This window comes from Nocardiopsis sp. NPDC006139 (assembly GCF_040614155.1).
GTDB classification, from domain to species: domain Bacteria; phylum Actinomycetota; class Actinomycetes; order Streptosporangiales; family Streptosporangiaceae; genus Nocardiopsis; species Nocardiopsis changdeensis.
In genome coordinates, this window is record NZ_JBEXTT010000037.1 from 18288 (window position 1) to 38851 (window position 20564).

At 72.9% G+C, this 20564-nt stretch carries 18 protein-coding genes; 7 read left to right on the forward strand and 11 right to left on the reverse strand.

Going from position 1 to position 20564, the window contains the following annotated elements; genetic code table 11:
* Positions 1–37: 37 nt before the first annotated feature.
* The 10 genes from gmk to pyrR all read right to left on the reverse strand — a co-directional run bounded on the left by gmk (position 38) and on the right by pyrR (position 12023).
* Entirely contained in the window at positions 38–607 is a 570-nt protein-coding gene (gmk, locus tag ABZ249_RS30980) for a guanylate kinase (protein WP_220559942.1), read from the reverse strand.
* Between the two features lie 308 nt (positions 608–915).
* Positions 916–1239 (reverse strand): integration host factor, actinobacterial type, encoded by a 324-nt coding sequence (gene mihF, locus ABZ249_RS30985; protein WP_073384130.1) that lies wholly within the window; start codon positions 1237–1239, stop codon positions 916–918.
* A 310-nt stretch (positions 1240–1549) separates the two neighbouring features.
* Positions 1550–2257, reverse strand: coding sequence for an orotidine-5'-phosphate decarboxylase (gene pyrF / locus ABZ249_RS30990; protein WP_355269828.1), 708 nt, complete (start codon positions 2255–2257; stop codon positions 1550–1552).
* Between the two features lie 304 nt (positions 2258–2561).
* Positions 2562–3503 (reverse strand): dihydroorotate dehydrogenase, encoded by a 942-nt coding sequence (locus ABZ249_RS30995; RefSeq protein ID WP_355269830.1) that lies wholly within the window; start codon positions 3501–3503, stop codon positions 2562–2564.
* Between the two features lie 48 nt (positions 3504–3551).
* Positions 3552–4451: a dihydroorotate dehydrogenase electron transfer subunit gene (locus ABZ249_RS31000; protein ID WP_220559939.1), complete on the reverse strand. Its 900-nt coding sequence runs from the start codon at positions 4449–4451 to the stop codon at positions 3552–3554.
* A 143-nt stretch (positions 4452–4594) separates the two neighbouring features.
* The gene (gene carB, locus ABZ249_RS31005; RefSeq protein WP_355269832.1) at positions 4595–7894 is read right to left on the reverse strand and encodes a carbamoyl-phosphate synthase large subunit; all 3300 of its coding nucleotides are present in this window, start codon (positions 7892–7894) and stop codon (positions 4595–4597) included.
* Positions 7895–7907: 13 nt separating this feature from the next.
* The gene (carA, locus tag ABZ249_RS31010) at positions 7908–9056 is read right to left on the reverse strand and encodes a glutamine-hydrolyzing carbamoyl-phosphate synthase small subunit (RefSeq protein ID WP_355269834.1); all 1149 of its coding nucleotides are present in this window, start codon (positions 9054–9056) and stop codon (positions 7908–7910) included.
* A gap of 53 nt (positions 9057–9109) precedes the next feature.
* The gene (locus tag ABZ249_RS31015) at positions 9110–10411 is read right to left on the reverse strand and encodes a dihydroorotase (RefSeq protein ID WP_355269836.1); all 1302 of its coding nucleotides are present in this window, start codon (positions 10409–10411) and stop codon (positions 9110–9112) included.
* Between the two features lie 107 nt (positions 10412–10518).
* Positions 10519–11427, reverse strand: a complete 909-nt coding sequence (locus tag ABZ249_RS31020; protein WP_220559935.1) for an aspartate carbamoyltransferase catalytic subunit — start codon at positions 11425–11427, stop codon at positions 10519–10521.
* Positions 11427–12023, reverse strand: a complete 597-nt coding sequence (gene pyrR / locus ABZ249_RS31025; protein WP_355269838.1) for a bifunctional pyr operon transcriptional regulator/uracil phosphoribosyltransferase PyrR — start codon at positions 12021–12023, stop codon at positions 11427–11429. Before pyrR ends, ABZ249_RS31020 begins: the two co-directional genes overlap by 1 nt.
* A 546-nt stretch (positions 12024–12569) precedes the next feature.
* Between pyrR and ABZ249_RS31030 the strand changes: the two genes are divergently transcribed.
* Positions 12570–13064 carry a transcriptional regulator gene (locus tag ABZ249_RS31030; RefSeq protein ID WP_220559933.1) on the forward strand — a complete coding sequence of 165 codons (495 nt, stop codon included), beginning with the start codon at positions 12570–12572 and terminating at the stop codon, positions 13062–13064.
* A 321-nt stretch (positions 13065–13385) separates the two neighbouring features.
* Positions 13386–14000, forward strand: a complete 615-nt coding sequence (locus ABZ249_RS31035) for a GNAT family N-acetyltransferase (protein WP_355269841.1) — start codon at positions 13386–13388, stop codon at positions 13998–14000.
* Here the strand turns inward: ABZ249_RS31035 and metF are convergent.
* Positions 13933–14841 (reverse strand): methylenetetrahydrofolate reductase [NAD(P)H], encoded by a 909-nt coding sequence (gene metF / locus ABZ249_RS31040; RefSeq protein ID WP_255647206.1) that lies wholly within the window; start codon positions 14839–14841, stop codon positions 13933–13935. The two genes, ABZ249_RS31035 and metF, sit on opposite strands and share 68 nt — an antisense overlap.
* Positions 14842–15000: 159 nt before the next feature.
* Here metF and ABZ249_RS31045 point away from each other — a divergent pair, with 159 nt between their 5' ends.
* The 5 genes from ABZ249_RS31045 to ABZ249_RS31065 all read left to right on the forward strand — a co-directional run bounded on the left by ABZ249_RS31045 (position 15001) and on the right by ABZ249_RS31065 (position 20410).
* Positions 15001–15801 (forward strand): DUF817 domain-containing protein, encoded by an 801-nt coding sequence (locus ABZ249_RS31045; RefSeq protein ID WP_355269843.1) that lies wholly within the window; start codon positions 15001–15003, stop codon positions 15799–15801.
* Between the two features lie 10 nt (positions 15802–15811).
* A complete protein-coding gene (locus tag ABZ249_RS31050) occupies positions 15812–16894 on the forward strand; it encodes a polyprenyl synthetase family protein (protein WP_355269845.1) in 1083 nt (360 codons plus the stop codon).
* Between the two features lie 125 nt (positions 16895–17019).
* Positions 17020–18303, forward strand: a complete 1284-nt coding sequence (locus tag ABZ249_RS31055; RefSeq protein WP_355269847.1) for a DUF418 domain-containing protein — start codon at positions 17020–17022, stop codon at positions 18301–18303.
* 68 nt (positions 18304–18371) lie between these two features.
* Positions 18372–19265, forward strand: a complete 894-nt coding sequence (locus tag ABZ249_RS31060; protein WP_355269849.1) for an NAD(P)H-binding protein — start codon at positions 18372–18374, stop codon at positions 19263–19265.
* Positions 19266–19414: 149 nt separating this feature from the next.
* Positions 19415–20410, forward strand: a complete 996-nt coding sequence (locus ABZ249_RS31065) for a zinc-binding dehydrogenase (protein WP_355269851.1) — start codon at positions 19415–19417, stop codon at positions 20408–20410.
* Positions 20411–20564 lie beyond the last annotated feature (154 nt).

Genomic DNA, 20564 nt, shown 5'->3' on the forward strand with positions numbered 1-20564 from the left:
TACAGGGTACGCGGGACCGGGGGTCCCGGCGCCGTTATCACACCTCGGAAGCGGTGATCAACGCTAGCAGTTCGCCGCACACGTCCTGGACGGACGTGTTGACGAGTGTGGTGTCGAACTCCTTCTCGGCGGCGAGTTCGACCTTGGCGGCCTCCAGCCGGCGCTGGACGACCTCCTCGGACTCGGTGCCGCGCCCGGTGAGGCGGCGCACCAGCTCCTCCCAGGAGGGCGGGGCCAGGAAGACGTGCAGGGCCTCGGGCATGGTCTCGCGGATCTGGCGGGCGCCCTGGAGCTCGATCTCCAGCAGCACCGGCAGTCCGGCGGCCAGGCGCTCCTCGACGGGGCGGCGCGGGGTCCCGTAGCGGTTGCCCGCGAACCTCGCCCACTCCAGGAGCTCGCCGTCGGCGATGAGGCGGTCGAACTCGGCGTCGTCGACGAAGTGGTACTGCACCCCGTCGACCTCGCCCGGCCGGGGCGCGCGCGTGGTGGCCGACACGGAGAGCCAGACGTCGGGGTGGGCCCGGCGCAGCTCGGCCACGACCGTGCTCTTGCCCACACCCGAGGGTCCGGACAGGACGATCAGCCGTTGTTCTCCTGGGTTGGGCATGGCTCTCGCGGGCTTCCCTTCGGGCCTTGGGCGGCCGCCCGCGGCGCGCTCTGGGGCGCTCGGCGACGGGGCCGCTCCGGGCCCGGAATCGCCCACCGCGCGGGCGGCGGGTGCGTGCGGGGTTCATCCTCGCGTTCGGGCGCGGGAAGCTTCATTTATACCACCGGGCCGTGACCGCGGTGCGCCCCCCGAGAGGGGTCGACCGTGGTCACGGCCCGGTGCGGGTCCACCTGGGGGTGGTCGCCGCGTGCGGTCCGGCCCGCCGCGTCTGTGGGGGACGCGGCGGCCCGGGGTCCGCGGACGCGGTGTTACTTGGTGAGGTCGCCGAACTCGGCCTCGAGGGCCGCGCGCTGGTTGGTGCCCAGGCCGCGGACGCGGCGGGACTCGGCGATGTTGAGCCGCTCCATGATCTGCTTGGCGCGGACCTTGCCCACGCCGGGGAGGGACTCGAGCAGGGCCGAGACCTTCATCTTGCCGATGACGTCGTCCTTGAGCCCGTCGGCGAGCACCTTGGACAGCGAGATGCCGCCGTTCTTCAGCTTGTTCTTGACCTCAGCGCGCTCTTTTCTGGCCTTGGCGGCCTTCTCGAGAGCCGCGCTGCGCTGCTCGGGTGTGAGGGGAGGAAGGGCCACGCCGGGTCACCTCGGATTTCTACTCGTTTGTAGAGGGCGGACGCCTGCGCAAGTTAGTAGGTCTGACCCCTGTTAGGCAACGTAAAGTGCCCTTTCAGCGGCTATTTCATCGAACTAACTACCCAGAGTAGCAGCTCAATTGCTCTAAGAGATGAAAATCGGGACTTTGGTCCCGATTGGCCGGGTCATAAAGCATGCCACCTGCGCAGGTCACAGAGGGGTGAGCCGGGTCACTCTCAGCTGCGGATTCCGCATTTGGGACATACCGAATCAGTGACCCTCTGTGACCGAATCCGGCCTCCTCCGGGCGTCAGACGCGGCCCCCGGCACGGCGTACGGCCTCCGCGATGGAGGCCGCCGCCGCGCCGGGGTCCGGCGCCCGGGTGATGGGGCGGCCGATGACCAGAAGGTCCGCCCCCGCCGCGATGGCCTCCTCCGGGGTCGCCACCCGCGACTGGTCACCCCTGTCCGCCCCCGCCGGGCGCACGCCCGGCGTGATGAGGGTGATGTCCGGGCCCACTTCGGCGCGCACGAGGGCCACCTCCTGGGGCGAGCAGACCAGGGCACGGGCCCCGGCGCCCACCGCCAGCACCGCCAGCCGGCGCACCGCGTCGCGAGCCGGCCCGAGCAGCCCCACCTGCTCCAGGTCCTTCTCGTCCATCGAGGTGAGCACCGTCACGGCGGCGATCTCGGTGTCCGGGGCGGCCTCCACCGCGGCCCGGACCATGTCCGCCCCTCCCCCGGCGTGCACGGTCAGGATGGCGGGCTTGAGCCCGGCGACGCTGCGCGCCGCCCCCGCCACCGTCGCCGGGATGTCGTGGAGCTTGAGGTCGAGGAAGACACCGACCCCGCCGGCGCCGCGCACCGCGCTGACGACCTCGGGGCCGTAGCGCAGGTAGAGCTCCAGCCCCACCTTGACCGTGCTGACGTGGGGGGCGACCGCCGAAGCCCAGGTCGCAGCGGTCTCGATCTCCTTGGCGTCGATCGCGACTGCGATGGGCGCGGAAGGCGCGGTCATCGATTACTCCCTTTCGTGTGCCATCGGCCCCGTGGCCGATGCGTCGCATTCGCCGCGTTCTTACGAACGTGATTGCGAATGCACGTTCACCGTCCTGTGCACACCGACATGGTGTGCGGTTCCCAGAACCGAGCGCTTCATGCGCCCGATGAGGGTCACTTCGCCGTAACGACCGCCCAAGCGGCCGTAGGCGGCCTTTGCCCGGGTTCCGGCCCGTCCGCACCGGGACGCAGGCGTTCGGTCGCACAGCGCCACCTCAGCGCCGTTCAGGCCGGTCAGGGCATGCGCGGGCCGGGCGGGCCCCTCACACCCCGGTTCCGGGGCGGTGGGCGGCGCCCACCAGATCCGCGGCCCGGGGGACGCTCCTGGACTCCAGCGCCTCGGTGAACTCGCGCAGCACCCGCACGCACGCCGAGGGGTCGGAGAAGTTGACCGTGCCCACCGCGACCGCGCTGGCGCCGGCCGCCATGAACTCCACGACGTCCGCGCCGGTGCGCACCCCGCCCATCCCGATGATCGGCACCTCCGGCAGCGCCTCGTGGACCCGGTACACGCAGCCCACCGCCAGCGGCCTGATGGCCGGGCCCGACAGCCCGCCGATGCCCCCGGCCACCGCGGGGCGCAGCGTCCGCGGGTCCACGGCCATGCCGCGCACGGTGTTGATCATCGACAGGCCGTCCGCGCGGGCCTCGACGCAGGCGGTCGCCAGGGCCACCACGTCGGGCACGTCCGCGGCGAGCTTGGCCAGCACCGGCAGGTCCGACCGGGCGTGCGACCGCACGGTGCTCACCACGGCGGCCGCGCGCGCGGCGTCGTCGGCGAACCGCCGCCCGTCCGGGTCGGCCGGGTCCGGGCACGACAGGTTGACCTCGATCGCGTCCACCCCGGGCTCCGCGGAGATCCGCCGGGCGAGCTCGCCGAACTCGGCGGTGCCCGAGCCGGCGACGGAGACGATGGCCCGCCCGCCCCGGGACAGCAGCCACGGCAGGTCCCGCTGGAGGAACACGTCCACACCGGGCCCCTGCATCCCCGTGGTGCTGAGCATGCCGCTGGGCGTCTCGGCCATGCGCGGCGCCGGGCGCCCGGCGTGCGGTTCCAGCATCACGGACTTGGTGGTGACGGCGCCGATCTCGGCGATGTCGAAGAACTGGGCCAGCTCCCGGCCCGAACCGGCGCACCCGGCGGCGGTCACCACCGGGTTGGGCAGCTCCAGGGCGCCCAACCGGACTCTCAGGTCTGTGTTCACCGTGTCTTTCCCGGTCGGTGGTGTGGGGTCGGCGGCGCGTCCGGACGGTCAGGCGATGTCGCGGGCCGACTCCGCGGGCCGCGAGGCCCCGGCGCCCTTCCAGCCGGGCGCGCCCAGCGCGTCGAAGGGGATGGTGCCCACGTCGTCGAAGCGCACCTGCTCGCCGCGGAACACCGGGCCGTCCACGCAGGAGCGGACCATGCGGGTGATGCCGTCCTCCCCCACCACCGGGATCACGCAGGTCATGCAGATCCCGGTGCCGCAGGCCATGGTCTCCTCGACCGACACCTGCACGGGGATGCCGTGGGTGCCGGCGACGGCGGTGACCGCGCGCAGCATCGGCATGGGGCCGCAGGCGTAGACCACGTCGGAGCGGCACTCCTCGATGACCCGGCCCAGGACGTCGGTGACCCGGCCGCGGGTCCCGAAGGAGCCGTCGTCGGTGGTGAAGACGGCGGTCTCGGCGATCCGGCGGGCCGTGATGGCGCTGAACACCCGGTCGGCGGAGGCCCCGCCCAGCACGAAGTCCACCCGGCAGCCCCGGCGGCGCAGCGACTGCGCCAGCGGGAACAGCGGGGCGCTGCCCGAGCCGCCGCCGACCAGGACGCAGTTGACCGGGTCGCGGGGCAGCGGGAAGGGCCGCCCCAGCGGACCGACGACGTCCAGCAGGTCGCGGGAGCGCCGCTCGGCCAGCCAGGCCGTGCCGGTGCCGCGCACCGCGAACAGGAACTCGACGGTGCCGCCGTAGTCGGGTTTGACGTCGTGGATGGCGAAGGGGCGCCGCAGCAGCGTGCTGGAGTGGTCGCCGCCCACCGCCACCGACACGAACTGGCCCGAGCGGAACCGCTCGGCGATCCCGGGGGCGACGACGGTGATGGCGTAGTAGGCGTCCACCCTGCGCACGTTCAGCACGGGGCACCTGACCTGCACCGGTCCGTAGTCGCTCATCGTCTGGGTGTGGCCTCTCTCGCGCCTGGTGCCTGGGGGCGCCGCGGTGTGCCCACCGCGGCGCCCGTGCCGTCCGGTTCCCTACAGCCTAGGGCCGTACCGGTGCGGCGGCCGCCGGTGCTCCGGGGCGGGGCGAAGGGCCGCTACCGGCGTGCGGTGAGCGCCCGGGCGTGCTCCTGGAGGGAGCGCACCCCGACGTCGCCGCGCACCCGGGCCTCGATCGCCTGGACCGCCGCGGCCAGCCCCTGCACCGTGGTGACGCTGGGAACGGCGCGCACCACGGCCGCGGTGCGGATCTCGTACCCGTCCAGGCGCGGTCCGGCCTGGCCCGCCCCGCCGAACGGGGTGTTGACGATGAGGTCGACCCCCCCGTCGTGGATGAGCTGGACGATGGTCTTCTCGCCCTCGGGCCCGGGGCCCTCGCTGTGCTTGCGCACCACGGTGGCGTGGACGCCGTTGCGGCGCAGGACCACGGCGGTGCCCTCGGTGGCGAGGATCTCGAAGCCCAGGTCGGCCAGGCGCTTGACCGGGAAGATCATCGAGCGCTTGTCGCGGTTGGCCACCGACACGAACACCCGGCCGCTGACGGGCAGGTCCCCGGTGACGGCCAGCTGCGACTTGGCGTAGGCCGCGCCGAACTCCACGTCCAGGCCCATGACCTCGCCGGTGGAGCGCATCTCCGGGCCCAGGATCGTGTCGACGCCCTCGCCCTGCTTGTCGATGAACCGGTTGAAGGGCAGCACCGCCTCCTTGACCGACACCGGGGCGTCCACGGGCAGGTCGCCGCCGTCGCCGGTGGCGGGCAGCATGCCCTCGGCGCGCAGCTCGGCGATGGTGGCGCCGGCCATGACGCGGGCGGCGGCCTTGGCCAGCGGCACGGCGGTGGCCTTGGAGACGAACGGCACGGTGCGCGAGGCGCGCGGGTTGGCCTCCAGGACGTTGAGCACGCCGGAGGCGAGCGCGTACTGGACGTTGATCAGGCCGCGCACCCCGGTGCCGCGGGCGATGGCCTCGGTGGAGTAGCGGATCCGCTCGATGTCCTCCTTGCCCAGGGTGATGGAGGGCAGGGAGCAGGCGGAGTCGCCGGAGTGGATGCCGGCCTCCTCGATGTGCTCCATGACGCCGCCGAGGTACAGGTCGGTGCCGTCGTAGAGGGCGTCGACGTCGATCTCGATGGCGTCGTCGAGGAAGCGGTCGACCAGCACCGGGTGCTCGGGGCTGACCTGCGCGTTGCGCTCGATGTAGTCGGCGAGCATCGTCTCGTTGTAGACGATCTCCATGCCGCGGCCGCCCAGCACGTAGGAGGGGCGGACCATGACCGGGTAGCCGATCTCGTCGGCGACGGCCTTGGCCTCGGCGAAGGAGTAGGCGGTGCCGTACTTGGGCGCGGGCAGGCCCGCCTCGCTCAGGACCTTGCCGAACTCGCCGCGGTCCTCGGCCAGGTCGATGGCCTCGGGGCTGGTGCCGATGATGGGCACCCCGGCGTCCTTGAGGCGGCGGGCCAGGCCCAGCGGGGTCTGGCCGCCCAGCTGCACGATGACGCCGACGACGGGCCCGGCGAGCTGCTCGGCCCGGACGACCTCCAGCACGTCCTCCAGGGTGAGCGGCTCGAAGTAGAGCCGGTCGCTGGTGTCGTAGTCGGTGGAGACGGTCTCGGGGTTGCAGTTGACCATCACGGTCTCGTACCCGGCGTCGGACAGCGCGAAGGAGGCGTGGACGCAGGAGTAGTCGAACTCCACGCCCTGGCCGATGCGGTTGGGGCCCGAGCCCAGGATGATGATCTTGGGCTTGTCGCCGACGGGGACCTCGGTCTCCTCGTCGTAGCTGGAGTACAGGTACGGCGTGGTGGCCTCGAACTCGGCGGCGCAGGTGTCCACGGTCAGGTAGACGGGGTGGATGCCCAGGGCGTTGCGCAGCTCGCGGACCACGTCCTCGCTCTTGCCGGTGATCTCGCCGATCTGGACGTCGGAGAAGCCGATCTCCTTGGCGGCGCGCAGGATGCCGGCGTCGAGCTTGGGCGCGGCGGCCAGGGCGCGGGCGGTCTCCTCCAGGCGCAGCATCTGGTCCAGGAACCAGGGGTCGATGCGCGTGGACTCGTACAGCTCCTCGACGGTGGCCCCGGCGCGGAAGGCCTGCTGGACCTGGCGCAGCCGGAACTCGGTCGGGGTGGCGGCGGCGCGGACCAGTTCGTCCTTGTCACCGGGCGTGCCCGCCCAGGTGAAGCCGACGCCGGGCTTCTCCAGGGAGCGCATGGCCTTCTGGAGGGCCTCGGGGAAGGAGCGGCCGATGGCCATGGCCTCGCCCACCGACTTCATGGTGGTGGTGAGCCCGGGGTCCGCGCCGGGGAACTTCTCGAACGCGAACCGGGGGGCCTTGACGACCACGTAGTCGAGCGTGGGCTCGAAGCTGGCCGGGGTCTTCCTGGTGATGTCGTTGGGGATCTCGTCGAGGGTGTAGCCGACGGCGAGCTTGGCGGCGATCTTGGCGATCGGGAAGCCGGTGGCCTTGGAGGCCAGCGCCGAGGAGCGCGAGACCCGGGGGTTCATCTCGATGACGATGACCCGGCCGGTGGTGGGGTGCACGGCGAACTGGATGTTGCAGCCGCCGGTGTCCACGCCGACCTCGCGGATGACCGCGATGCCGATGTCGCGGAGCTTCTGGTACTCGCGGTCGGTGAGGGTCATGGCGGGGGCGACGGTGATGGAGTCGCCGGTGTGCACGCCCATGGGGTCGAGGTTCTCGATGGAGCAGACGACCACGACGTTGTCGTTGGTGTCGCGCATCAGCTCCAGCTCGTACTCCTTCCAGCCGAGGATGGACTCCTCCAGGAGGACCTCGGTGGTCGGGGAGAGCGCCAGGCCCTGGCCCGCGATGCGGCGCAGCTCGGCCTCGTCGTGGGCGAAGCCCGAGCCGGCGCCGCCCATGGTGAAGGACGGGCGCACGACGACCGGGTAGCCCAGTTCGTCCGCGGCGGCCAGGCACTCGTCGAGGGTGTGGCAGATGCTGGAGCGGGCGGACTCGCCGCCGATGCGCTCGACGATGCGCTTGAAGCTCTCGCGGTCCTCGCCGGACTGGATGGCGGCGATGTTGGCGCCGATGAGCTCGACGCCGTACTTGTCGAGGATCCCGGCCTCGTGCAGGGCGACGGCGGCGTTGAGCGCGGTCTGCCCGCCCAGGGTGGGCAGCAGGGCGTCGGGGCGCTCCTTGGCGATGATCTTCTCGATCATCTCGGTGGTGATCGGCTCGACGTAGGTGGCGTCGGCGATCTCCGGGTCGGTCATGATCGTGGCCGGGTTGGAGTTGACCAGGATGACCCGCAGGCCCTCGGCCCGCAGGATCCGGCAGGCCTGGGTGCCCGAGTAGTCGAACTCGGCCGCCTGCCCGATGACGATGGGACCGGATCCGATCACGAGGACGGAGGAGAGGTCACTACGGCGCGGCATGCTCTTGTCTTCCTTACTTCTCGGCAGCCGCGGTGGGCTGGGCGGCGGACATCAGGTCGACGAACTCGTCGAAGAGTCCGGCGGCGTCGTGGGGGCCTGCGGCGGCCTCCGGGTGGAACTGGACGCTGAACACGGGGCGGTCCAGCAGCCGCAGGCCCTCGACGACCTGGTCGTTGAGGCCGATGTGGCTGACCTGCGCGCGCCCGTAGGGGGTCTCGAAGGTGCCCTCGAGCGGCGCGTCCACGGCGAACCCGTGGTTCTGGCTGGTGATGGAGACCTTGCCGGTGGCGGTGTCGATGACCGGCTGGTTCACCCCGCGGTGGCCGAAGGGCAGCTTGTAGGTGCCCAGGCCCAGGGCGCGGCCGAGGATCTGGTTGCCGAAGCAGATCCCGAACAGGGGCCTGCCCGCGTCGAGGACCCCGCGCATGGCGGCGACGGGGCCGTCCGCGGTGGCGGGGTCGCCGGGGCCGTTGCTGAAGAACACGCCGTCCGGGTCCAGGGCGAGGAGGTCCTCGGCGGTGGCGGTGGCGGGCAGCACGGTGACCTTGCAGCCGCGCTCGGCGAGGCGCTGCGGGGTCATGGCCTTGATGCCCAGGTCGACGGCGGCGACGTGGAAGCGGGTCTCGACGCCCTCGGGCGGCAGGACCTCGTAGGGCGCGTCGGTGCTGACCTCGCCGGCCAGGTCGGCCCCGGCCATGCGGGGCTGCTCCAGGACGCGGGCCAGCAGGGCCTGGGGGTCGGTCTCGACGCTGCTGACGGCGGCGCGCATGGCGCCCTTGTCGCGCAGGTGGCGGGTGAGGGCGCGGGTGCCGGTCATGGCGATGCCGACGACGCCCTGGCGGCGCAGCTCCTCGTCCAGGGTGCGCTGGGCGCGCCAGTTGGAGGGGATGCGGGCGGGTTCGCGGACGACGTACCCGGCGACCCAGATGCGGCCGGACTCGGGGTCGTCGTCGTTGACGCCGGTGTTGCCGATGTGCGGCGCGGTCATCGCGACGATCTGGCGGTGGTAGGAGGGGTCGGTGAGGGTCTCCTGGTAGCCGGTCATCCCGGTGTTGAAGACGATCTCCCCGAAGGTCTCCCCGGTCGCGCCGAAGGATCGGCCGTGGAAGACCCTGCCGTCCTCCAGGACCAGGATCGCCGGTCCGCCGGTTGCCTCTGACACGTTTCCCCCCTCTGCCGCGCCGGGTACGGCCCGGGCGCTGCTCACTGCGTTGTTCACTGGATCTCCCCCGCGAGGACCGTGGGGACGCCGCGCAGGAACGTGGCGCGCACCCGGCCGGGCAGGGTCATGCCCCGGAAGGGCGTGTTGCTGCTCTTGGTGACCATGGCCGCGCCGTCCGCCTCGTAGGGCGCGGCGGGGTCGTAGAGGACCACGTTGGCGGGCTCGCCGGGCGCCAGGTCGCGGCCGTGGTCGGCGACCCGGCCGATGCGGGCGGGTGCCGCGGACATGCGGTCGGCGACGTCGGCCCAGGTCAGCAGGCCGGTGTCGACCATCGTCCGCTGCACGACCGCCAGCGCGGTCTCGAGGCCGACCATACCCATGGCGGCCGTGGACCACTCGGTCTCCTTGGCCTCCCTGGGGTGGGGGGCGTGGTCGGTGGCGACGATGTCGATCGTCCCGTCGGCCAGGCCCTCGCGCAGCGCCTGCACGTCCTCGGCGGTGCGCAGCGGCGGGTTGACCTTGTAGACCGGGTCGTAGTTCTCCACCAGCTCGTCGGTGAGCAGCAGGTGGTGCGGGGTGACCTCGGCGGTGACGTCGCAGCCGCGGGCCTTGGCCCAGCGGATGATGTCGACCGAGCCCTTGGTGGAGACGTGGCACACGTGCAGGCGCGAGCCGACGTGCTGGGCGAGCAGGCAGTCCCGGGCGATGATCGCCTCCTCCGCGACGGCCGGCCAGCCGGGCAGGCCGAGGCGGTCGGAGACGCGGCCCTCGTTCATCTGGGCGCCCTCGGTCAGGCGGGGCTCCTGGGCGTGCTGGGCGACGACACCGTCGAACGCCTTGACGTACTCCAGGGCCCGGCGCATGAGCAGGGCGTCGGAGACGCAGATGCCGTCGTCGGAGAAGACCCGGACGGCGGCGGCGGACTTGGCCATGGCCCCGATCTCGGAGAGGCGCTCCCCGGCCAGGCCGACGGTGACGGCGCCGACGGGGCGCACGTCGCAGTAGCCGGCCTCGCGGCCCAGCCGCCAGACCTGCTCGACGACGCCGGCCGTGTCGGCGACGGGGTCGGTGTTGGCCATGGCGTGCACGGCGGTGTAGCCGCCCATGGCGGCGGAGCGGGAGCCGGTCTCGACGGTCTCGGCGTCCTCGCGCCCGGGCTCGCGCAGGTGGGTGTGCAGGTCCACCAGGCCGGGCAGGGCGATCAGCCCGGTGCCGTCCACGACCTCGGCGCCCTCGGGGGCGGTCAGGTCGGTTCCGGTCTCGGCGATCCGGCCGTCGGCGAGCAGGATGTCGACGGGGTCGCCGCCGAGCGGGCGGGCACCGCGGATCAGGTGCGGTCCGTGGGTGTCGGGCATCGCGGTTTCGTTCCTCAGTGGTCGTTCGTGGAGAAGTGCGCGGGCGCGGGCGGCGGTGGTCCGCCGGAGGCCGCGCCGGGCGCGCCGGAGCGGGCGCGCCGGGTGGTTCAGGAGCCGCCGAGCAGCAGGTAGAGCACGGCCATGCGCAGGCTCACGCCGTTGGCGACCTGCTCGACCACGGTGCAGCGCGGGGAGTCGGCGACCTCGGCGGAGATCTCCATGCCGCGGACCATCGGGCCGGGGTGCATGACGATGGAGTCCTCGGGCATGCGGGCCAGGCGGGCGCCGTCCATGCCGTAGCCGCGGCTGTACTCGCGCACGGAGGGGAAGAAGGAGGCCTGCATTCGCTCGGCCTGCACCCGCAGCATCATGACGACGTCGGACTTGGGCAGGACGTCGTCGAGGTCGTAGGAGACCTCGCAGGGCCAGGTGTGCACCGAGACCGGCAGCAGCGTGGGCGGGGCGACCAGCGTGACGTGGGCGCCCAGGGTGGTGAGCAGCAGGACGTTGGAGCGGGCCACCCGGCTGTGCAGGATGTCGCCGACGACGGCGACGCGAAGCCCCTCCAGGCGGCCCAGGCGGGCGCGCATGGTGTAGGCGTCGAGCAGGGCCTGGGTGGGGTGCTCGTGGGTGCCGTCGCCCGCGTTGAGGACCGACCCGTCCACCCAGTTCGCCAGGCGGTGGGCGGCCCCGGAGGCGCTGTGGCGGATGACGACGCCGTCGGCGCCCATGGCCTGGAGGGTGAGGGCGGTGTCCTTGAGGCTCTCGCCCTTGGAGACGCTGGAGCCCTTGGCGGAGAAGTTGACGACGTCGGCGGACAGGCGCTTGGCCGCGATCTCGAAGGAGGTGCGGGTGCGGGTGGAGTCCTCGTAGAAGAGGTTGACCACGGTGCGGCCGCGCAGGGTGGGGAGCTTCTTGACGGAGCGGTCGCCGACCTGGGCCAGCTCGGCGGCGGTGTCCAGGATGAGGACGGCCTCGTCGCGGGTGAGGTCCCCGGTGGAGAGCAGGTGGCGCATCAGGAGTCCTTCCCCTCGGTGCCGGTGGTGCCGGTGGTGCCGGTGGTTCTCTTGGGGCGGGATGGCCCGAGGAGGACCGCGTCGTGGCCGTCGGTCTCGGCGAGCCGGACGGTGACGCTCTCGCGCAGCGAGGTGGGCAGGTTCTTGCCCACGTAGTCGGCGCGGATCGGCAGCTCGCGGTGGCCGCGGTCGACGAGGACGGCGAGCTGGACGGCGCGGGGGCGGCCCAGGTCGTTGAGCGCGTCCAGGGCGGCGCGGACGGTGCGGCCGGAGAAGAGGACGTCGTCGACGAGGACGACCACGCGGTCGTCCAGGCCGCCGGCGGGGATCTCGGTGCGGCCCAGCGCCCGGGGCGGGGCGTTGCGCAGATCATCGCGGTACATGGTGATGTCGAGGGAGCCGTGGGGGACGGCCAGGTTCTCGACGCGTTCGATGCGCTCGGCCAGGCGGGCGGCCAGGGGCACGCCGCGCGAGGGGATTCCGAGGAGGGTGACGCCGTGCCCGCCCTTGGTGCGCTCCAGCACCTCGTGGGCGATGCGGGTCAGTGCGCGGTTGATCTCGTTGCCGTCGAGGACGGCCCGGGTGCCCTCGGGCACCTCCGGTGGCGCCGCACCGCCACCTGCGTCACTTGCCGTGGGTTTTTGCGCACGCAAAGTAGTGACCCCCTTCCCTGCCTCGCTGAACAGGTCGTTAAAGGATGTCGATCGGGCCAACGCTACCAGCGGAGCCCGCGGTGACCGGGGGCGGGCCCGGAGACAACGCGAGCCAATGTGACTCTCGTCACACGGACAAACGGGATGACGAGCCCGGCGAGCGATGCGACGACTACGCTAAGTACACACCTCACATGGCCGACAAATGCGAAACCCCCTGAAAGAACGGGCTTTTCGCATCGCCGTGATGCACCACTCATCACGATCGGTCCTGACATGAGAGGAGTCTCACTTACGCACGGTTTGGCCACCGATTAGTCGCGTTTCACACCAACAGCTTGACCTGGGGGGCAGACCCCCCTACCGTCACTGTCTGTAACCATTACCGGGTGGGGTTGCACCCCGTGACCTCCGGCGGTACCGCCGCCGGGCCCCGCGGGCGCCTCCCCCACCACGCCAGCCACTGTCACGGCCGGGAGCGACAAGAAGATGCCATCCGAATACGCCAAGTCCCTCGGCGCGCGACTGCGTGCCATCCGCACCCAGCAGGGCCTGTCCCTTCACGGGGTGGAGGAGAAGTCCCACGGACGCTGGAAGGCCGTCGTGGTGGGCTCCTACGAGCGCGGCGACCGCGCCGTCACCGTGCAGAAGCTGGCCGAGCTGGCCGACTTCTACGGGGTGCCGATGTCGGAGCTGCTGCCCGGCGGCGCCGCCCCCGCCCCCCTGGGCCCGACGCCCAAGCTGGTCATCGACCTGGAGCGCATGCAGCAGCTGCCGCAGGAGAAGGCCGGCCCGCTGTCCCGCTACGTGGCCACCATCCAGAGCCAGCGCGGCGACTACAACGGCCGCGTGCTGTCCATCCGCCACGAGGACCTGCGCTCGCTCGCCGTCATCTACGACAAGTCGCCCGGCGACCTGACCGAGGAGCTCATCAACTGGGGCATCCTCGACCCGGAGGCCCGTCGCGCCGTCGACTCCTTCTGACCGCTCCGACACGGATCGCACCGGCCCGTCGCAGGACCGGCCCGCCCCCGGCACCGGGGGCGGGCCGGTCCTCGTCGTTCCCGGGGTCCCGCCCCGGAAACGGCGAACGGCGCGGCCGGACACGGGGCTTCCCCTCCCCGATCCGGCCGCGCCGCCGCCACCGGGTCTCCCCGGCGGCCTTGATCGAACTCTCGTTCGACACGACTGTAGTCAACCCCAACCCCGGCGGCCCGTCAAGGACCCCGGGCGGCCGCGCCCGGTGCCGGTACCGGCCGCGCCGAACACCGGCGCCGGGAGCCCTCCGGAGACTAGGGTGAAGCCGTGGTAGCCGATGTCGAGCTGCGCGAGCTGGCCCCCGCCGCCTTCGCGCACGCCGTTCCCGCCCTCCTCCAGGTGTACGAGGCGGCCATGGATCCCCCGCCCGAGCAGCTGCCGGGACGGGCCTCCGTCATGAACGCCCACGCCCGTTACCCGGGGTTCCGTTCGATCGTCGCGCTGCTGGACGGCCGCCCGGTCGGCTTCGCCTACGCCTTCCACGGCGTGCGCGGCCAGTGGTGGCACGACACCGTCGCCGCCGGGATGCGCGCCGCGGACGGCCGGGCCGGGGTGCGCCGCTGGCTGTCCGACCCCTTCGAGATCGCCGAGGTGCACGTCCGCCCCGAGGCGCAGAACCGGGGCATCGGCCGGGCCGTCCTGCACGCCCTGTGCGAAGGACGGCCCGAACGCACCGCGGTGCTGTCCACCCGGACCGGGCCCACGGCGGCGCGCCACCTGTACCGCTCCTGCGGGTTCGTGGAGGTGCTGGAGGACTTCTCCTTCCCCGGCAGCCCCGACCGCCCCTTCTCGATCATGGCGGCGCCGCTGCCGCTCACCGGCTCAGGCGCCCCGACACCTCCCGGTAGATCTCCCTGGTGGCGGTGGACTGGTTCGAGGTGATGAAGTGGATGCCGGGCGCGCCCTCGTCCAGCAGCCGCTCGCACATCTTCTTGGCGTACTCGATCCCGAACGCCCGCACCGCCGCGGCGTCGTCGCCGTAGGAGGCGAACTTCTCGGCCAGGTCGGCCGGGAAGGGCGCGCCCGAGAGCTTCTCCGAGCGCGGGATGAACGAGGTGCGCACCACCGGGAAGACCTCGGGGATGATCGGGATGTCGCAGCCGCGGGCCGCCACCCGGTCGCGCAGGCGCAGGTAGTCCTCCGGGTCGAAGAACATCTGCGTGATGGCGTAGTCGGCACCCGCCTCGCACTTGCGCACGAAGTGGTCGGTGTCGGTCTCCACGTCGGCCGAGCGGGGGTGCTTGTACGGGAACGCCGCCACGCCCACGCAGAAGTCGCCGCTCTCCTTGATGAGCCGGACCAGCTCCTCGGAGTAGGTCAGGCCCTCGGGATGGCTGTTCCAGGGGCCGGAGGGGTCGCCGGGCGGGTCGCCGCGCACCGCGAGCATGTTGGACACGCCGGCGTCGGCCAGGCGGCCGATGAGGTGGCGCAGCTCGGCGACGGAGTGGTCGACCAGGGTCATGTGGGCGACCGGGAGCAGCGTGGTGTCGGCGGAGATGCGCTCGGTGGTCTCCACGGTCATCCCGCGGGTGCTGCCGCCCGCGCCGTAGGTGACCGAGACGAAGTCGGGCCCCAGGGCCTCCAGCTGGCGGATGGCCAGCCAGAGCTTCTCCTGGGCCTCCGGCGTCCGGGGCGGGAAGAACTCGAAGGAGAACAGCGGCTCGCCCGTGTGGAGCAGATCACGGAGGTGCCGCGCTCGGGGGGCGGGGGTTCGGGGCGCCACGGGGCGCGTCGGTGCTGCCAGCATGCCTACCACCTTACGCAAGCGTCCTCCCGGGAGCAGAGGACGCGTCCCGCGGGCCGGGGCCCGGACGGGGCCCGGACGGACGCCGCCCGCGCGGACGGGGCGAACCGGACGGGGCCCGCGCGGCATCCACCCCGTGTGACCTTCTCCTCCCTCCCCCTCCCCCTGGTCCAGCTCGTCCGCTTCGGTGTGCTCCAGGCCCGCGCCTGCGCGTTCGCGGTGTGCATGTTCGCGGGGTTCGCGCTGTCGGCGGTCGTACCTCTGCCCGTCCCCCGCTACGACGCGCTGCTGGTCTACGCGGTGGGACTGACCGCGCTGTTCTGGGCACTGCGGCTGGAGAGCGGACGGGAGATCGCCGCGATCGCGGGCTTCCACGTGGTGGGGCTGGCGTTCGAGCTGTTCAAGGTGCACATGGGGTCGTGGTCCTACCCCGAGCAGGCGTGGACCGTGGTGTGGGGGGTGCCGCTGTACAGCGGCTTCATGTACGCGGCGGTGGGCTCCTACATCGTGCGCGCCTGGCGGCTGCTGGACCTGGGGCTGGAGAACTACCGGCCCTGGGCCGTGACGGCGGTGGCCGTGGCGGTCTACGCGAACTTCCTGACGCACCACTGGCTGCCGGACCTGCGGGTCCCGCTGGCGGTGCTGCTGGTCGCCGCGACCTGGGGGACCCGGGTGCACTTCACCGTGGGGCCGCAGCGGCTGCGCATGCCGCTGGCGCTGTCGTTCCTGCTGATCGGCGTGTTCCTGTGGGTGGCGGAGAACATCGCGACGCTGTTCGACGCCTGGCGCTACCCCCACCAGGCACAGGTGTGGGCGCTGGTCCACCCCGCCAAACTGGGCGCCTGGGCGCTGCTGGTGACGGTGTCGTTCGTCCTGGTGGCCCTGTGGAAGGGGGCGGATGTGCGGGACCGGGGCGGGGACGCCGGGGTGAGCCGCTAATGTGCTGTTCATGGCCGCTTCCACTTCCCCATCCGTCTCTCCCGCCTCCGTGATCCGCGCCGACGCGGACCGGGAGCTCGCCGCGTTCTGCGCCGACCACCGCGCCGCCCTGCTGGAGATCGGGGAGGAGCTGGGCCCGGCCATGGACGCGCTGGAGGCCATGCTCGCCGGGGGCAAGCGCCTGCGGCCCACCTTCTGCTACTGGGGCTGGCGCGGTGCCGGGGGTGCGGCCGGGGACGCGCGGATCGTGCGGGCCGCGGCGGCGCTGGAGTTCCTCCAGGCGTGCGCGCTCGTCCACGACGACGTCATCGACAACAGCGACACCCGGCGCGGCCTGCCCGCCACCCACAAGCGGCTGGCGAAACTGCACGCCGACCACGGCTGGAGCGGCGACAGCGAGGGCTTCGGGCGGGGGGCCGCCATCCTGATCGGCGACCTGTGCCTGGCCTGGTCCGACGAGATGTACCAGGCCAGCGGGTTCGGCCAGGACACCCTGGCGCTGGGCCGGCGCCCCTTCGACGCGATGCGCACCGAGGTGATGGCCGGGCAGTACCTGGACACGCTGGAGCAGGTGCGCGGCACCGGCACCCGCGAGGCGGCGCTGCGGGTCATGCGCTACAAGTCCGCCAAGTACACCATCGAGCGCCCCCTGCACCTGGGCGCCGCGCTGGCCGGCCGGCTGCCGGAGCTGGAGGCCGTGTACACCGCCTACGGCCTGCCGCTGGGGGTGGCCTTCCAGCTGCGCGACGACGTGCTGGGCGTGTTCGGCGACCCCACGACCACCGGCAAGCCGGCCGGGGACGACCTGCGCGAGGGCAAGCGGACCCTGGTGGTCGCCGAGACCCTGGCCCGCGCCGGGGAGGCCGACGGCGCGCGGTTCTCCGCCCTGCTGGGTGCGCCGGGGCTGTCGGTGGAGTCCGTGGAATGGATGTGCGGGCTGATCGAGTCGTCCGGGGCGCTGGCCGCGTGCGAGGAGCTCGTCGAGCGCTACGCCGGGGAGGCGCTGGCCGCGCTGGAGAGCCCGGAGCTGGACGCCTCCGCGCGGGAGCCGCTGCGCGCGCTGGTGGCGGCGGCCACCCGGCGCACGCACTGACCGCGGGTCCGGATCTCCCCCTAAGGGGGATTTCAGGGCCGTTCGCACATCGAAAGTACATTGTGCCCGACTGTCCCCTCCGGTTGAATCAATAGGAGATATATCGCGACCGGAGGGGCGTCCCCATGTCTCGGCACACCGCCGCGAGAGGTCCGGTCGGAGCGGGCGAGCGAGCGCTCGCCCCCGACCTGGCCCGCGGCTTCATGCTCCTGTTCATCGCCTTGGCCAACACCGTCTGGTACCTGTGGGCGGTCCCCATGGGCGGCCTGAACGCGCACCCCGAGCCCCAGGGCGCGCTCGACGCGGTCACACAGTTCTTCACCATCGTGGTGGTGGACGGCCGCAGCTACCCGATGTTCGCCTTCCTGTTCGGCTACGGCATGGTGCAGCTGGCGATGCGCCAGGAGGCCGCCGGGGCCTCCCCCTCCGACGTGAACGCCCTGCTGCGGCGGCGCAACCTGTGGCTCCTGGTGTTCGGCTTCTTCCACGCGCTGCTGCTGTGGTTCGGCGACGTGCTGGGCGCCTACGGCCTGGCCGGACTGGTCCTGGCCTGGCTGTTCCTGCGCCGCAAGGACGCCACCCTGCTGGCGTGGGCCGGCGTGTTCATCGGCCTGCTCGGCCTGCTGACCGCGTTCAGCGTCGTGGGCATCGTCTTCGCCCCCGAGGGCGGGGCCGCCGCGTCCGGCGGGATGGACGGGATGGCCGACAGCGCCGGGGAGGCCTCGATCCTCGCCGCCGCCCTGGGCCGCCTCACCGTGTGGCCGCTGGTCAGCGTCGCGCAGGGCCTGCTGGGCCTGGTGGTGCCGACCATGATCCTGCTGGCGTTCTGGGCGGCGCGCCGCCGGGTCCTGGAGGAGCCGGAGCGCCACCTGGCCCTGCTGCGGTGGACCGCCGCGCTGGGCATCCCGATCGCCTGGCTGGGCGCTCTGCCCGACGCGCTCGCGCAGGTGGGCCTGTGGGAGGTGAACGCGGCGCAGGGCTCCATGCTCGCGGTGCCGCACATGTTCTCCGGGCTGTTCGGCGGCCTGGGCTACGTCGCGCTCATCACCCTGATCGCGCACTCCCTCCGGCGCCGCGGACGCGACCACGGCGTCGTGCTGACCGCGATCACGGCCACCGGCAAGCGGTCCCTGTCCTCCTACCTGGCCCAGTCGGTGCTGTGCGCACCGGTGCTGGCCGCCTGGGGCCTGGGCCTGGGCGCGTACCTGACCTCGTGGACGATGTTCCTGTACGCCGTCGGGGTGTGGCTGGCCACGGTGGTGGCCGCCTACCTGATGGAGCGGGCGGGCAGGCGGGGCCCGGCCGAGGTGCTGCTGCGCAGGCTCTCCTACCGGCGCGCCGCCGGGAAGGCCGCGCAGGCCCGGGGACAGCGGCCCGGGGCCGAGGACCAAGAGCACGCCACTCCCTGATCCGGGCGCGCAAAAACGGGCGCGCCGGTGAGTGCCCGGCGCGCCCTCGTCGTTCAGGATGGGGTGTCATGGGCGACGATCACATGACAAACCACACCATAGGGGTGACCGGGGCGACCGGGGCGGTGGGCGGGCGGGTGGCCGCCCGCATCGCGCGGCTGGGGCGGGCGCAGCGGCTCATCGTACGCGACATCAACCGCGCACCCGAGTACCCCGGCAGCAGCGCGGCGATGGCGGCCTATGAGGACACCGGCGGGTTCGAGCGGGCCTGCCGGGGGGTGGACACGCTGTTCCTGGTCTCGGCGACGGAGTCGCAGGACCGGATCGACGTGCACCTGAGCGCGGTGGACGCGGCGGTCGCAGCGGGGGTCTCGCGCATCGTCTACCTGTCGTTCCTGCGGGCCGGGCCCGCCTCGACGTTCACGTTCGCGCGGACGCACTTCTTCACCGAGGCGCACATCCGGTCGACGGGGGTGGCGTACACCTTCCTGAGACCCTCCCTGTACCTGGACCTGCTGCCGCACTGGGTGGACGACGACGGCGTGGTGCGCGGCCCGGCCGGGGACGGGCGGGTGGCCTGGGTGGCCCGCGACGACATCGCGGACGCCGCCGCGGCGGTGCTGACCGACCCGGCGGTCGCGGCGGCCTCCGAGAACGCGGCCTACGACCTGACCGGCCCGGAGGCCCTGTCGCTGGGGGCCACCGTGGAGCGGTTGAGCACGCTGACCGGCCGGACCATCCGGTACGTGCCCGAGACCCGGGAGGAGGCGCTGCTGTCCCGCAAGGCCACCGGCGCGCCCGACTGGGAGCTGGAGGGGTGGGTGTCCTCCTACGAGGCGATCGCCGCCGGGGAACTGGACACGGTGTCGTCGGCGGTGCCGGAGCTGACCGGGCACCCGGCCCGGTCGATCGAGGGCTTCCTGCGCCGCCATCCGAGCGCCCTGTCGCACGTGTCCGTCTGAGCCGCTGCGGCCCCTCCCCCGGGGCCCCGCCGATGTATTCCCGTGCCCGCGCTCCCGCTGCGCGGGCCTTGACCTCAATATTTGTTGAGGTTGGAGGGTGGACGGTGTCGCGCACGGAGCGCGGCGGACGGACACCGGAGGGAAGTCCCATGCGTGCGGTACGAGTCGAGCGGTTCGGCGGGCCCGAGGTACTGGTGGCCCGGGAGGTCCCCGACCCCGAGGTCGGGCCCGGCTCCGCGGAGATCGCGGTCGGGGCCGCCAACGTGATGTACCTGGAGGTCCTGGTCCGCTCGGGCTGGGGACGCGACTACTTCCCCGTCGTCCCCCCGTACACCCCCGGGACCGGGGTCGCCGGGACGGTGACCCGGGTCGGGCCGGACGTGGACCCCGCCTGGGTCGGGGTCCGCGTGGTGGCCGACACCGGGGATGAGAACGGGGAGGGCGGCAGGCTCCCCGTCGGCGGGTACGCCGAACGGGCGGTGGTCCCCGCCGACGGCCTGGTCCGGGTCCCCGAGGGGGTCGACCCGCGCGACGCGCTGGCCCTGCTGCACGACGGCCCCACCGCGCTGGCGCTGGCCCGGACCGCCGGGTACCGGGCCGGGCAGACGGTGCTGGTGACCGCGGCGGCCGGAGGCGCCGGCAGCCTCTCGGTGCAGCTGGCCCGCCGGGCCGGGGCGCGGGTGATCGCCGCCGCCCGGGGCGGGGCCAAGCTCGACCTGGCGCGCCGGCTGGGCGCGCACGAGGCGGTCGACTACTCCCTGCCCGGCTGGACCGACCGGGTGCTGGAGCTGAGCGGGGGCGGGGTGGACGCGGCCCTGGACGGGGCCGGGTCGTCCCTGGGCGAGGCCGCCTTCACCACGGTGGCCGAGGGCGGGACGTACATCAACTACGGGTCGGCCGGGGGCCGGTTCGCGGAGATCGAGCCCGCCCGGGCCCGCGAGCACAAGGTCCGGGTCTTCGGACTGTTCGACATCAAGTCCGAGGTCGAGGGCGGCACGGACGACCTGACCCGGGCCCTGGAACTGGCCCGGGCCGGGGAGCTGGTCCCGCACATCGGCCTGACCCTGCCCCTGGAGAGGGCCGACGAGGCCCACCGGGCCCTGGAGGAGCGCCGGGTCCTGGGCAAGGTCCTGCTGACCCCCTGACCCCCCGGGCCCTTCGTCCCCGTCCCCTCCGGGCACGGCGGCGGCCCCGGTCCCGCGGGACGACCTGCACATCGCCACGCTCAACGGCAAGGGCAAGCTGGAGATGGAGCTGACGGTCGAGCGCGGCCGCGGCTACGTCTCGGCGACGCAGAAC